The 13,362-nt window shown below is 61.7% G+C and carries 13 protein-coding genes; 4 read left to right on the forward strand and 9 right to left on the reverse strand.

All coding sequences use genetic code 11. The features are described from left to right. Positions 1-249: 249 nt before the first annotated feature. On the forward strand, positions 250-1,644 hold the full coding sequence (locus BM403_RS16345; protein ID WP_093543751.1) for an aspartate aminotransferase family protein: 1,395 nt from the start codon (positions 250-252) through the stop codon (positions 1,642-1,644). 82 nt (positions 1,645-1,726) lie between these two features. Then, positions 1,727-1,948, forward strand: coding sequence for an MbtH family protein (locus tag BM403_RS16350; protein WP_015885138.1), 222 nt, complete (start codon positions 1,727-1,729; stop codon positions 1,946-1,948). Between the two features lie 146 nt (positions 1,949-2,094). Here the strand turns inward: BM403_RS16350 and BM403_RS16355 are convergent, their stop codons facing one another. From BM403_RS16355 to minC, 8 genes are all read right to left on the reverse strand, one after another. Next, positions 2,095-3,432: an amidohydrolase gene (locus tag BM403_RS16355; protein ID WP_015885137.1), complete on the reverse strand. Its 1,338-nt coding sequence runs from the start codon at positions 3,430-3,432 to the stop codon at positions 2,095-2,097. 17 nt (positions 3,433-3,449) lie between these two features. Continuing rightward, complete coding sequence (locus tag BM403_RS16360; RefSeq protein WP_015885136.1) at positions 3,450-5,615, reverse strand: mechanosensitive ion channel family protein; 2,166 nt, start codon at positions 5,613-5,615, stop codon at positions 3,450-3,452. Positions 5,616-5,667: 52 nt separating this feature from the next. Beyond that, on the reverse strand, positions 5,668-5,844 hold the full coding sequence (locus tag BM403_RS31890; RefSeq protein ID WP_015885135.1) for a hypothetical protein: 177 nt from the start codon (positions 5,842-5,844) through the stop codon (positions 5,668-5,670). 207 nt (positions 5,845-6,051) lie between these two features. Beyond that, on the reverse strand, positions 6,052-7,341 hold the full coding sequence (locus tag BM403_RS16365; RefSeq protein WP_046036055.1) for a M18 family aminopeptidase: 1,290 nt from the start codon (positions 7,339-7,341) through the stop codon (positions 6,052-6,054). Between the two features lie 97 nt (positions 7,342-7,438). Then, entirely contained in the window at positions 7,439-8,074 is a 636-nt protein-coding gene (locus BM403_RS16370; protein WP_015885133.1) for an RluA family pseudouridine synthase, read from the reverse strand. Positions 8,075-8,170: 96 nt separating this feature from the next. After that, on the reverse strand, positions 8,171-8,425 hold the full coding sequence (gene minE / locus BM403_RS16375) for a cell division topological specificity factor MinE (RefSeq protein WP_003175252.1): 255 nt from the start codon (positions 8,423-8,425) through the stop codon (positions 8,171-8,173). 3 nt (positions 8,426-8,428) lie between these two features. Continuing rightward, complete coding sequence (minD, locus tag BM403_RS16380; protein ID WP_017737535.1) at positions 8,429-9,241, reverse strand: septum site-determining protein MinD; 813 nt, start codon at positions 9,239-9,241, stop codon at positions 8,429-8,431. Between the two features lie 200 nt (positions 9,242-9,441). Beyond that, on the reverse strand, positions 9,442-10,179 hold the full coding sequence (minC, locus tag BM403_RS16385) for a septum site-determining protein MinC (protein ID WP_015885132.1): 738 nt from the start codon (positions 10,177-10,179) through the stop codon (positions 9,442-9,444). A 119-nt stretch (positions 10,180-10,298) separates the two neighbouring features. Between minC and BM403_RS16390 the strand changes: the two genes are divergently transcribed. Together BM403_RS16390 and BM403_RS16395 are read left to right on the forward strand one after the other, a co-directional pair. After that, positions 10,299-11,231 carry a lipid A biosynthesis lauroyl acyltransferase gene (locus BM403_RS16390; RefSeq protein ID WP_015885131.1) on the forward strand — a complete coding sequence of 311 codons (933 nt, stop codon included), beginning with the start codon at positions 10,299-10,301 and terminating at the stop codon, positions 11,229-11,231. Between the two features lie 161 nt (positions 11,232-11,392). Next, positions 11,393-12,523 (forward strand): patatin-like phospholipase family protein, encoded by a 1,131-nt coding sequence (locus tag BM403_RS16395; protein ID WP_093543754.1) that lies wholly within the window; start codon positions 11,393-11,395, stop codon positions 12,521-12,523. Positions 12,524-12,571: 48 nt separating this feature from the next. Here the strand turns inward: BM403_RS16395 and BM403_RS16400 are convergent, their stop codons facing one another. Continuing rightward, positions 12,572-13,357 (reverse strand): outer membrane protein OmpK, encoded by a 786-nt coding sequence (locus tag BM403_RS16400; protein ID WP_046036057.1) that lies wholly within the window; start codon positions 13,355-13,357, stop codon positions 12,572-12,574. Positions 13,358-13,362: the final 5 nt, after the last annotated feature.

The raw sequence follows: 13,362 nt of genomic DNA on the forward strand, positions 1-13,362 counted from the left end.
ATCAAAAGCCAAAGCGCGGCGGCCTTAGAGCCGACCGGGTTCTTGCTGCTGATCTCGGTCAAATGTGGGAGCGAGCAGGCCCATTCCCATACTTGGCTCCTCATCCATCAGTTAAAGATCGGTGGTGACTAAATCCCTCCCCTGCTGGTGCGTTTCCAGAACAGGAAATCCGTGCGCATGCCCCCTTGGGCCAGACGCCAGCGGATCGGCAGTTTGGTCACCATCATCAGCGTATTGAGGGATCGAGAAATGTCAGTCGCTACCAGCCGTATCGAAGACGCCCAGGTGCATGAAACGCTCTACCAGTTTGACGAAAACCCGCTGCTCGCCCGTCAGCGCCAGCAGGAGTCCAACGCCCGCAGCTACCCTCGGCGCATTCCCTTGGCGCTCAAGCGCGCCAAGGGGATTTACGTGGAAGACGTGGAGGGCCGCAGTTTCATCGACTGCCTGGCCGGCGCCGGCACCCTCGCGTTGGGGCATAACCACCCGGTGGTGATCGAGGCGATCCAGCAAGTGCTGGCCGATGAGCTGCCGTTGCACACGCTGGACCTGACTACGCCGGTCAAGGATCAGTTCGTGCAGGACTTGTTCGGCCTGTTGCCGCCAGCGTTGGCGCGCGAAGCGAAAATCCAGTTCTGTGGCCCCACCGGCACCGATGCGGTGGAAGCCGCGTTGAAGCTGGTGCGCACTGCCACCGGGCGTAGCACAGTGTTGTCCTTCCAGGGCGGTTACCACGGCATGAGCCAGGGCGCCTTGAGCCTGATGGGCAGCCTGGGGCCGAAGAAACCCTTGGGCGCGTTGCTCGGCAATGGCGTGCAATTCTTGCCGTACCCCTACGACTACCGTTGCCCGTTCGGCTTGGGCGGCGCGGAAGGGGTGCGGGTCAACCTGCACTACCTGGAAAACCTGCTGAATGACCCAGAGGCTGGCGTTTTGCTGCCGGCGGCGGTGATTGTCGAAGTGGTGCAGGGCGAGGGCGGTGTGATTCCGGCTGACCTGGACTGGCTGCGCGGTCTGCGCCGCATCACCGAACAGGCAGGTGTGGCGTTGATCGTCGATGAGATCCAGAGCGGTTTCGGTCGCACCGGCAAGATGTTTGCCTTCGAACACGCCGGCATCATCCCGGATGTGGTGGTGATGTCCAAGGCCATCGGCGGCAGCCTGCCGTTGGCGGTGGTGGTGTACCGCGACTGGCTCGACACTTGGTTGCCGGGCGCACACGCCGGGACTTTCCGTGGCAACCAGATGGCGATGGCGGCGGGTTCGGCGGTGATGCGCTACCTCAAGGACCACGACCTGGCCGGCCACGCGGCGGCCATGGGCGAGCGCCTGGGTGAACACCTGCGCATCCTGCAGCGCGACTTCCCGCACCTGGGGGATATCCGCGGCCGTGGGCTGATGCTTGGCGTGGAACTGGTTGACCCCAATGGCCCGCCAGACATCCAGGGCCACCCGCCCGTGCATCGCCAATTGGCGCCGCTGGTGCAGCGCGAATGCCTCAAGCGCGGGCTGATCCTGGAACTGGGCGGCCGTCATGGCAGCGTCGTGCGTTTCCTGCCACCGTTGGTGATCACCGCCACCGAAGTGGACCGCGTGGCGGATATCTTCGGACGTGCGTTGGCGGCGGCGGTTGCCAGCCTCTAATTTTTTTGCAACTTGGTACGTTTCTACAGGTATCAGTGCTGCGCGCGTTGCGCAGCCAGCCTTTGAGCGATGGAGAACAGCAATGACCTCAGTATTTGACCGCGACGACATCCTGTTTCAGGTAGTGGTCAACCATGAAGAACAGTATTCCATCTGGCCCGACTACAAGGCTGTGCCGGAAGGCTGGCGCACCGTGGGCAAGAGCGGCATGAAGAAAGAGTGCCTGGCGTACATCGAAGAGGTCTGGACCGATATGCGTCCGTTGAGCCTGCGCCAGAAGATGGACGGCGCTGCGCTGGGTTGAAGAGGGTGCGCTTACTGTGGTGAGCGGGCTTGTCCCGCGCTGGGCTGCGCAGCAGCCCCAAAGAAGCCGGGAGCGCTTCGCACTCCAGCGCGAGCAAGCTCGCTCACTACAATGATCCTGTTAACCGCAAGAACGCATTTCGGCGGTTACTGGGTGTAGAGGTAATCCGTTGCCAGCGACGCCAGCGTCCGCACGCCCACCACCAACGCCGACTCATCCACAAAGAACCCCGGATTGTGGTTCGGTGCTGCCTTGCTCATGTCCTGATCCCTCGGCGTGACCCCCAGGAATACAAACAGCCCCGGCGCCTCCTTGGCATAAAACGAGAAGTCTTCGGCGCCGCCCACCAGTGGGCCCTGCACCACGTCATCCTTGGCCGCCCAGCGCAGGCTCGGCAGCATTTTCTCGGTCAATGCCGGGTTGTTGATGGTGGGGTCGTACTTCTCGATGATGGTGACTTCGGCCTTGGCGCCACCGCTTTCGGCGATTTTTTCCACGGTCTGCCGTACGTCCGCGTGCAGCTTCTGACGGATGCCGTAGTCATAGGAGCGAATGGTGCCGGTCATGTCCACCGACTCAGGGATGATGTTGTAGCGCGTGCCACCGTTGATGGTGCCAATGCTCACCACCGAGGGGAACGAGGAAATGTCGGTGCGGCGGCTGACCACGGTCTGCAAGCCAACGATGGTCTGCGCACCCACGGTGATCGGGTCGATGCCGTCCCAAGGGCGACCGGCGTGGGTCTGTTTGCCGAGGATCTTGATACGCAAATCATCCGAGCTGGCCAGGGTCGGTCCCGGGCGGTAGGCAATCTGGCCGGCGGGCACACCGGCCCACACATGCAGGCCGAATACCGCGTCCGGCTTGGGCGCTTTCATCACGCCTTCCTGCACCATCATTTTGGCGCCCCAGGTATTTTTGCCGTCGGGAATGAAATCACTCGGGCCTTCCTCGGCCGGTTGGAAGTAGAACACCACGGTGCCGGGCAGGCGCTCGCGCATGCCGGTCAGGATCTTCGCCGTGCTCAGCAGGATGGCGACATGGGCGTCGTGCCCGCAGGCGTGCATCACGTCGACTTCCTTGCCCAGGTAGGTGCCCTTGGCGTTGGAGGCGAAGGGCAGGTCGGCGACTTCCTTCACCGGTAGCGCATCCATGTCGGCACGCAGGGCGACGGTCGGGCCGGGCAGGGCGCCTTTCAGCACGGCCACCACACCGGTGCGGGCTACGCCGGTCTTGACCTCAAGGCCGAGGTCGCGCAGTTGTTTGGCGACCAACTCGGCCGTACGGGTTTCGGTGTTGCCCAGTTCAGGGTGGGCGTGAAGGTCGCGTCGGGTTTCCAGCAACGCCGGTTCAAGCGCTTTTGCCTGGGCGGCGATTTCCTCCCGGGCACTGTCCTGGCCGCTGCTGGCGGCAATCACGGCACTGCTGGCAACGGCGCACAGCGCGCCGAAAACCCACGTGTGTGTCAGACCGGTTAAACGCATAAGGACCTCTCCTGAGTTTATTGTTGTTGATCTTTCTCCTGCACCGTGCCGGCGGTCACCACCTGCACACTCAAGCGCGGCGTGGCCAGGTCCAGCCCGGCTTCGTCCAGATGACGCTTGAGCGACAGGTTGAACGCCCGCGACACTTCCCACTGCTTGATCGGCGCGGTCTTGAACCGTGCGCGCAGGATCGCGCTGCCCGACTCGAAACTTTCGACACCCTGTATCTCCAGCGGCGACCAGATATTGCGGCGTTGCAGCGGGTCGTTGCGCATTTTCTGACCGACATCGCGCATCAGCTTGATGGCATCGTCAATTTCCATGTTGTAGGGGATCGCCACCCGGAAGATCGCGTAGCCGAACTCCCGCGAGTAGTTCTTGATGCTCTTGATTTCGCTGAACGGGATGGTGTGCACGATGCCGTCGATGTCGCGCAGGCGCACGGTGCGGATGGTCAAGCCTTCTACGGTGCCCAGGTGGCCGCCCACATCCACGTAGTCATCGATGGCCAGGGAGTCTTCGATGATGATGAACAGGCCGGTGATCAAGTCCGCCACCAGCGACTGCGCGCCGAAACCAATGGCCAGGCCGATCACACCGGCACCTGCCAGCAGTGGCGTGACGTTCATGCCCATGTTCGCCAGGGCGACAATCGCGGCAATGATAAAGATGGTCACGAACAGCACGTTGCGGATCAACGGCATCATGGTCTGCGCTCGTGCGTTGGCCAGGCCTTTGCGCGAGCGGGTGAGGGCGTGGTGGATCGCCGTGTCGCTGAGGATCCAGATCAGCCAGGCGAACAGCAAGGTGCCACCCAGGCCGAACAGCTTGACGCTGATTTCATGGCCGTCGCCTTCGGTAAAGCGAATCAGCGACAGGCCCCACACCCGCAGGCCCAGCTCGATAAACACCAGCCACACCACCAGGTGGGCCAGGGTGTAGACGAAGCTTTTCAGGCGCTCGGAGTACAGCGCGTGGCGCTTGTGACCGCGTTGCGGCTTGAGGGCGTGACGGCGGACCAGGCCGTTGATGACCATGCACAGCACCAGCAACACGGTGCACAGCAGCGACTGACGCAAGGCGGTGCTGGTATCGCCGGCAGAGACAAAGGTGGCGAACAGCGAAATGCCCACCAGCAGCAATGCGGGGATGTACCAGAAGGAGCCGATGATTTCGATGGTGTCGCTGAGGGCCCTGCGGGTCAGGCGACGGGACAGCGGCTGGTTGCGGATCAGGTGGGCGATGGGCCGGCGGAAACGCAGGATAAACACACCGGTCGACAGCGCTGCCATCACATTGGCGATCGTCGCGGCGGTGTGTGACAGGTGCTGGCCCAGAGCCAGGACGAGACGCGGGTCGCTCAAGGCCTCACCGAAGGCGGCAAAGCTGCCGATCCACCACAGGGGACGGAACGCCTGGTGACGCAGGATGTACAGCGCGCGATGGCGATGCGGGCCGTCGAGCACCGAAAAGGCAATCACGCAGATGGCAGAGAAGCAGGTACCGACCACCAGCGCGTAGGCCAAGACCATCGCCAGGGATTTGCCCAGGGACGAGGGCAGGGCGTAGCTCAGGTAGACCGTGATCACCAGGGCGATCAGCCATGGGCCGAGCTTGCGCAGCGCGAAGCGCACCATGTCCCAGGTGCGTGGGTGTTGCGGCAATTCTTCGGGCAGGCCGAAGCGTTCGCGGACGCGGTGGCTGAGCCAGATCAGCGCGGCGGCGAGCAGGCTCCACACCGCCAGGATCAGGGCAAACCCGAAAATGATCGGCAGCCATTCGTTGGCCGGCAGCATCAGCGCACTGAGTTCTTCCTTGGCCAGGTCGACTTCGTTGGACCAACGCCCCACCGGGCTGTCTTCGCCGGAAAACTGCTGCTCAAAGCCCGACAGCGTACTGCCGATGAGCCCCAGTACGCCTTGCTCGGCGGCGGGCTGGGCTTTTTGCGTGGCGGCGCGCAGCTTTTTCAGGTCGCTCAGCAACTGAGTGCGCTGCTGGTCGTTTTCCAGGGTCTTGATCACCTCGTCCAACGACTGCCCCAGCGGCACGTCGGCCTGGGGCTGGGTTTTGCTGTTGTTACCCAATAGGCCGGGCAGGCCCACGGCTTGGGCAGGCGTGAGCGGCAGCAAGGTGAGCAGGGCAATCAGGCAATAGCAGGGCAGGGCAAACAGACGGGAAAGCACGAGGCGGTCAACCTTGAAAACGACGGGTTGAGCGAGTGTACGAGTGCAATCGTCATTCGGCCAGTTTGGCGAGGATCTTGTACACCACGGTGCCCAGGATCAGCAGCATGCCGACCCACATGCCGAACACGCCGACAGGCTTGTCACGAAAGTTGAAGCCTACAGCCAACAGGATCATGCCGATCAGAATCGGGATAAGCATGGCGTGGAAGGAGGACATGGAGATCATGGTGCGACGGCCTTGTCGGAGTGGGAATACTGACAAGTCTAGGTCGGATTGCAGAAAGTGCAGGTGATGCAGGTCAGGTATACGCAGATCTAATGTGGGAGGGGGCTTGCCCCGATTGCAAAGGGTCAGACTACAAATAGAGTCACTGATCCGCCGCCACCGGGGGCACGCCCCCTCCCACATTTTTGACCGAGTCAGCCCAAATTATCAGGGCAAGTCGTGGCTCGCGTAGAACGCGCCCAGCACTTTCACCAAATGCGCCAAGTCATGGCTGCCGCACAGCTCGCGAATGGAGTGCATGGCAAATGTCGGCAGGCCGATGTCCACGGTGCGCACGCCCAGGTGGCTGGCGGTGATCGGGCCGATGGTCGAGCCGCAGCCCATGTCGCTGCGCACCACGAAGCTCTGCACCGGTACTTCCTGGGCCATGCACAGGTGGCGGAAGAACCCGGCGGTTTCGCTGTTGGTGGCGTAGCGCTGGTTGCTGTTGACCTTGATCACCGGGCCGGCGTTGAGCTTGGGACCGTGGTTGGCGTCGTGCTTCTCGGCGTAGTTCGGGTGCACGCCGTGGGCGTTGTCCGCAGACACCAACAGGGATTTCTGAATGGTACGTACGAACTCATCACCTTCCGGCAGCAGACGGCGCAGGGTCTGTTCGAGCATCGGGCCATCGGCACCGCAGGCTGAGCAGGAGCCCACCTCTTCGTGGTCGTTGCAGACCAGCACGCAGGTTTCATCGGTCTCGCTGGTGAGCAAAGCTTGCAGGCCGGCATAGCACGACAGCAGGTTATCCAGGCGCGCGCCGGCGATGAAGTCGCCGTTCAGGCCGATCACCGCAGCGCTTTGGGTGTCGTAGAAGCTCAACTCATAGTCGAGCACCACGTCGGCGTTCAGCCCATGCTCACGCGCCAGTTGATCGGTGAGCACGGCGCGGAAGTCCACGCGCTCATCACCGGCAAACTGCGCGAGGATCGGCGGCAGCTCGGTCTGGGCATTGATCGCCCAGCCCTGGTTGGCTTCACGGTTCAGGTGAATGGCCAGGTTGGGGATGATGGCGATGGGCAATTTGAAGTCGATCAGTTGGCTTTCGACCTTGCCGTCGCGGCGGAACGTCACGCGGCCGGCCAGGGACAGGTCGCGGTCGAACCACGGTGCCAGCAGCGCGCCGCCGTAGACTTCCACGCCCAACTGCCAGAAACCCTGGCGCTGCAGCTCCGGCTGCGGCTTGACGCGCAGGCACGGGCTGTCGGTGTGGGCGCCGACCAGGCGGATACCGCCTTGCAGCGGCGAGTGGCGGCCGAGCTTGAAGGCGATGATCGAGGAGTCGTTACGGGTCACGTAATAGCGCCCGTTGGCCTCGGTGGTCCAGGTCTCGCGCTCGTCGAGACGCTGATAGCCGGCCGCTTCCAGGCGCTGGGCCAGGGCAGCTGTGGCATGAAAAGGAGTAGGGGAGGCCTTGAGGAAGTCGATCAGGCCTTGATTCAACGCTTCGCGCATAAATAGCTCCAGACAGCAATGCGCGGAGTTTACCGTTCGAGGGTGAGAAGTGCACAGAACAAATGTGGGAGGGGGAAAGCCCTCTCCCACAACAGCTTTAAAATGGCGCCGGGCACTCGAAGCGCAGGCGCTCGCCGCTTTGCGGGTGAGTGAAGCTCAGCATGCTCGCATGCAGGCACAGGCGCGGCCACGCAGCCAGGGCCTGTTCATGGGCATACAGGCCATCACCCAACAGCGGATGACCGATGGACAGCATGTGCACGCGCAGCTGGTGCGAGCGCCCGGTGATCGGCGTCAGCTCGACGCGGCACCAGTCACCACAGCGTTCCAGCACCTTCCAGAAGGTCAGTGCATGCTTGCCGAACTCATGGTCGACCACGTGGCGTGGCTTGGTGGGCGGGTCGTAGCGCAGGGGCAGGTCGATGCTGCCGCTGTCCAGTTCCGGCTGGCCCCAGGCCAAGGCGGTGTAGGCCTTTTCGGTTTCTCGGTCGTGAAACTGGCGGGACAGTTCGCGGTGTGTATCGGCGTCCCGCGCCAGCAGGATGATGCCCGAGGTTTCCCAGTCCAGGCGATGGACGATGCGGGCTTCGGGGTAGCCGTTCTCCTGCAGGCGGGTGATCAGGCAGTCCTTGTTGTCGTCGGCGCGGCCAGGCACCGAGAGCAGCAGGGTAGGCTTGTTCACCACCAGGACGGCGGCATCCTGATAGAGGATATGGATGTTGGACAGCGGCATTAAACAGCCTCGTAACAAACGCCAACGGCGGCTCGCCCACCCGGTCCGCAAAAAGGGATCAGGGTGAACGAGCCGCCGTGGCGGCCGCCTGTTCGATCAACGATCAGGCAGGGTGATATTGAGTTCCAGAATCGAGCAGCTGCCGTCATTTTCCAGGGCGACATGCACGTCATCGTTGCCGATATTGACGTACTTGCGGATCACCTCGACCAATTCCTTCTGCAAGGCTGGCAGGTAGTCCGGCGTGCTGCGTTGGCCGCGTTCGTGCGCCACGATGATCTGTAGACGCTCTTTCGCTACCGACGCGGTACTTGGCTTTTTGTTGGCGCGAAAGAAGTCGAGAAATTTCATTGTTTAGTTGCCTCCAAAGATACGCTCGAAGAATCCCTTCTTCTTAACATCGAGGAAGCGATGTTCCACGGTCTTGCCCAGCAAGCGATCAACCGCATCGCTGTACGCCTGGCCGGCGTCGCTCTGGTCGTCAAGAATGACTGGAACGCCTTGGTTGGAAGCCTTCAGGACGGCCTGGGATTCCGGGATCACACCCAGCAGGGTCACGGCGAGGATGTCCTTCACGTCTTCAACGCCCAGCATTTCGCCGTTGCTGACGCGCTCAGGGTTGTAGCGGGTGAGCAGCAGGTGCTCCTTGATCGGGTCTTCGCCTTTTTCGGCGCGCTGGGACTTGCTGGCCAGCAGGCCGAGCATGCGGTCCGAGTCACGTACCGAGGAGACTTCCGGGTTGGTCACCACGATGGCCTCATCGGCGAAGTACATCGCCAGGTGAGCACCGGTTTCGATACCGGCCGGGGAGTCGCAGACTACGTATTCGAAAGTTTCCTTCAGCTCAGCCAGGACTTTGCCTACGCCTTCTTTGGTCAGCGCGTCTTTGTCACGGGTCTGGCTGGCGGCCAATACGTACAGGTTCTCAAGGCGTTTGTCCTTGATCAGGGCCTGTTGCAGGTTGGCTTCACCGTTGACCACGTTGACGAAGTCATACACCACGCGGCGTTCGCAGCCCATGATCAGGTCGAGGTTACGCAAGCCGACGTCGAAGTCGACGATAACTGTCTTGTGGCCGCGCAGAGCGAGACCGGTACCGATAGCGGCGCTGGTGGTGGTCTTACCCACACCACCCTTGCCGGATGTAACCACGAGAATCTTGGCCAAGGTGTTTCACCCCTAAGGAAAAAGGACTTTTGAGTCCCTGAAAAACATCTCTTGAAACTCGCTGCAGGCGGACAGTCTTTGTAGGAAAAAGATGGGGTTTCCCGAGGAAAAACGCCACTTTCAATTATTCCTACGCAAGTCTTGCCGGTTTCGCTGTGCTATCAGAGTCTAGAGATGCTTGGAAAATGCGGCAGTATCCGTTAAAGACGGATGATGTTCAACACATCGCCCGACAGGTTGACCTGCACCGAAGCCCCCCACAGCGGGTCGCGACGCAAATCTTCTGAAACCTTGTACTGGCCCGCGATGGACACTAGCTCAGCGGTCAACTGCTGGCAAAAAATACGGGCCTTGGTATCACCCTTGATGCCGGCGAGGGCACGTCCGCGCATCGGGCCGTATACATGGATGTTGCCATCGGCAAGAAGTTCCGCCCCCGGGCTGACCGAGGAGATCACGACAAGGTCGCCACCCTGGGCATAAATCTGCTGCCCACCACGTACGGGCGAGGTGATGATCTTTGTCGGCTTGATCGTCGGCTCGGGTGGTTTTTCCGGTTTTTTCTTCTCTTCACCGACCAATGGTTCAAGCGGTCGCTCACGCGCGCCGGACGGTGGCAGTACTGGCAGTTCAATGGCGATGGCGGCGGCAATGTCTTCAATTCGACTGGCGCGGATGGCCAGGGTACGCAGGCCATGGGAGCGGCACACGCGCATCAGCCCAGGCAAGTCGATCACCCCTTGGCCGGCGGGCAGTTTGTCCAAGGCCAGCACCAGCGGGGCGTTGTTGAAGAAATTCGGCGCCAGGGCGACCTTGGCGGCGAGCTGGCGGTCCAGGGCGTCGAGGTCGTTGCGGGCAAGTTCCAGCACGGTGATGGCGAGCATGCTGCCTTTCAGCTGGAACACGGGATCTTGGTCTAGCGGTTCGGTTTGGCTCATGGTCGGCAAAAGCGGCTTGTCACGAAAAGTGTCGAGACTTATAACGAGAACACTCACCCGCCGCAAGCCGAGTCGAACCGTTGTAGAATGCGCGGCCCTTGTCTTTACCGGAATCTGTAATGGATCGCCCGCGTTTTCGAGCTGTATTTTTTCACCCGCGTTTTTGGCTGTTATGGCTGGGGCTCGGCCTGCTGTGGCTGGTTACCCAACTGCCGTACCGCGCCCTGCTGACCATTGGTCGCCTGCTGGGTGCCGGCATGTACCGCGTGGCCGGCGAACGTCGCCGCATCGCCGCGCGCAACCTGGAACTGTGCTTTCCGGAAAAATCCGCCAAAGAGCGTAAACGGTTGCTCAAGGAAAACTTTGCCTCCACCGGCATCGCGTTCTTTGAAATGGCCATGAGCTGGTGGTGGTCACGTCAGCGTTTGGCGCGCCTGGCCCACGTCGAAGGCCTGGAACACCTCAAGCAGGCTCAATTGGACGGCAAGGGCGTGATCCTCATGGCGCTGCACTTCACCACCCTGGAAATCGGCGCAGCGCTGTTGGGGCAGAAGCACACCATTGATGGCATGTACCGCGAGCACGGCAACCCGCTGTTCGACTTCGTCCAGCGCCGTGGCCGCGAGCGTCACAACCTCGATTCCCTGGCCGTGGAGCGTGAAGACGTGCGTGGCATGCTCAAGCTGCTGCGCGCCGGCCGCGCCATCTGGTACGCACCGGACCAGGACTACGGCGCCAAGCAAAGTATCTTCGTGCCGCTGTTCGGCATCCAGGCGGCGACCGTGACCGCCACCAGCAAGTTCGCCCGCCTGGGCAAGGCGCTGGTGGTGCCGTTCACCCAGGAGCGCCTGGCTGATGGCAGCGGCTACCGCCTGGTGATCCACCCGCCGTTGACCGATTTCCCCGGTGAAAGCGACGAAGTCGACTGCCTGCGTATCAACCAGTGGGTCGAAGCTTCGGTACGTGAATGCCCCGAGCAATACCTGTGGACTCACCGCCGCTTCAAAAGCCGGCCACCGGGTGAAGCCAAGTTGTACGAAAAACGCCGCTGATAAGATGGATAAGTACTGCACGTGTGGCGAGGGAGCTTGCTCCCGTTGGGTCGCGAAGCGGCCCCAGCGTTAGGCGCAAGAAGATTAGGACTGCTGCGCAGTCCAACGGGAGCAAGCTCCCTCGCCACAAAGACAGACCTTTCCCTACATGGAGTGACGCAATGCGCCCAGCTGAACCGGTTACTGGCTTGATTCTTTCCGGCGGCGGGGCGCGAGCGGCGTATCAGGTAGGGGTATTGGCGGCCATTGCCGAGCTGTTGCCGCCGGGGGCACCCAATCCTTTCCCGGTGATCGTCGGCACCTCGGCTGGCGCGATCAATGCTGTGACCCTGGCCAGTGGCGCCATGGACTTTACCGCGGCCATCCAACGCCTGACCGCGTTCTGGCAGGGCTTTCGCAGCCATCTGGTGCTGCGCAGCGATTGGCCGGGGGTGATTCGCCAGGCGGGCCGCTTTTTCATCCACAGCCTGCTGGGCATCGGCGCTCAGGTGCCGGTGGCACTGCTCAACAGCTCGCCGCTGCGCGACCTGTTGCAAGAGCGCTTGAACCTCGACGGCATCGACGAGGCTATTCGCCACAAACACTTGCACGCAGTGGCGGTGACGGCCTTCGGTTATGAGTCCGGGCAAGCGGTGACCTTCTACCAGGGCGGCGGCACCATCGACGCCTGGTTGCGCCACCGCCGCATCGGCGTGCCGACCCAACTGACGGTGGAGCACCTGCTGGCCAGCTCGGCGATTCCTTTGCTGTTTGCCCCGGTGAAACTCGACCAGGAGTATTTCGGCGATGGCGCCGTGCGGCAGTCGGCGCCGATCAGCCCGGCCTTGCACCTGGGGGCCAGTCGCGTGCTGGTGGTGGGGGTCAGTGGCAACCCGCGTGGCATTGAGCCGGTGACGCAACGCACCTACACCGGCCAGGAACCGACCCTGGCGCAGATCGGTGGGCACATGCTCAACAGTACGTTCATTGATAGCCTGGAAAGCGATATCGAATTGCTGGAGCGCTTGAACCAGTTCAGCCATGCCGCGCCTGGGGTGGCGGCGGTGGAAGTGCTGGTGATTGCGCCCAGTCAGCCCATCGACGAAATCGCGGCACGGCATCGCCAGGAATTGCCGGCGGCGTTGCGGTTGTTTTTGCGCGGGCCGGGGGCGACCAAGACGAGTGGGGCGGGGGTGTTGAGTTACTTGTTGTTCGAGGCGGGGTATTGCAGCGAGTTGATTGAGCTGGGGCGGCGGGATGCGTTGGCCAAGCGCGAAGAAATCACTCGGTTCCTCGGTTTGAAACAGGACTAAATGTGGGAGGAGGCAAGCCCCCTCCCGCATTAGATCTGCAGTGTTCTGTCAGAAGTGGTACTTGACCAGGAAACTCGCCGTGTCCTGGTTGGTCTTGAACGCGCCGGAATCTTCGATCCCGTACTTGTTCTTCCAGTAGTCGTACTCAAAGCCCACATACAACTGCTTGTCGCCCCAATGCAGCGCTTTACCGAGGTCATATTTGACCTGTGGGTTGAAGTGCAGGTTGGCGTGGTAAGTGCCACGGGCGTTCTTGTCGTTGTCCGTCACCCAGTCCATGAAACCATCGATCAGCACATCGGAGTTGCCGACCGGAATCGTGTACGACCAGACCGGGGTGATCTGCCAAACGCCGTCACCCGGGCGATTGCCTTCGGTCTGGCGCTGGTAGAAGTTCAACTGGAAGTAATCGAAACCGGGGATGTTCAAGTCAAAGCCGGGGCCGACCAGATACGACTCGTTATCGCCTTCGCCGAACTCGTAAGTCAGTGCCAGCAGCACATCTTTGATCGGGCCGAAGGACAAGTCTTTGTCCAGGATTTTGCCGAATGATAGCCGCGGGCTGATTTCGCCGTAATACGTACTTGGGCCGACGTTGCCGTCTTCCTTGCCGTTGTAAAAGATGCGGTCGACAAAGAGGAAGTTGTCGCCGTACTTCCAGGCATCGGCATGTTCGAACGTGACGGTTTGCTGGATCTGCGGGTTGACGGTAAAGCTCTTGCCCCACAGGTAAGTCAGGCTGTTGTTCTGCCACTGCAACAGGTCACCGGCCACGGCTTGGCCACCGGCCAGCAGGGATCCCGCCAGCATCAGGCCTTGGAACATAGGTTTCATTCGGT

Source organism: Pseudomonas sp. OV546 (assembly GCF_900116845.1).
GTDB lineage: Bacteria > Pseudomonadota > Gammaproteobacteria > Pseudomonadales > Pseudomonadaceae > Aquipseudomonas > Aquipseudomonas petroselini.

Coding starts and splice junctions, on each gene's coding strand:
- BM403_RS16395 (WP_093543754.1), top strand. CDS start 11,393: ATGCGCCCAGCTGAACCGGTTACTGGCTTGATTCTTTCCGGCGGCGGG.
- BM403_RS16355 (WP_015885137.1), bottom strand. CDS start 3,432: ATGCGTTTAACCGGTCTGACACACACGTGGGTTTTCGGCGCGCTGTGC.
- BM403_RS16350 (WP_015885138.1), top strand. CDS start 1,727: ATGACCTCAGTATTTGACCGCGACGACATCCTGTTTCAGGTAGTGGTC.
- BM403_RS31890 (WP_015885135.1), bottom strand. CDS start 5,844: ATGATCTCCATGTCCTCCTTCCACGCCATGCTTATCCCGATTCTGATC.
- BM403_RS16390 (WP_015885131.1), top strand. CDS start 10,299: ATGGATCGCCCGCGTTTTCGAGCTGTATTTTTTCACCCGCGTTTTTGG.
- BM403_RS16345 (WP_093543751.1), top strand. CDS start 250: ATGTCAGTCGCTACCAGCCGTATCGAAGACGCCCAGGTGCATGAAACG.
- BM403_RS16400 (WP_046036057.1), bottom strand. CDS start 13,357: ATGAAACCTATGTTCCAAGGCCTGATGCTGGCGGGATCCCTGCTGGCC.
- minE (WP_003175252.1), bottom strand. CDS start 8,425: ATGAAATTTCTCGACTTCTTTCGCGCCAACAAAAAGCCAAGTACCGCG.
- minC (WP_015885132.1), bottom strand. CDS start 10,179: ATGAGCCAAACCGAACCGCTAGACCAAGATCCCGTGTTCCAGCTGAAA.
- BM403_RS16365 (WP_046036055.1), bottom strand. CDS start 7,341: ATGCGCGAAGCGTTGAATCAAGGCCTGATCGACTTCCTCAAGGCCTCC.
- BM403_RS16370 (WP_015885133.1), bottom strand. CDS start 8,074: ATGCCGCTGTCCAACATCCATATCCTCTATCAGGATGCCGCCGTCCTG.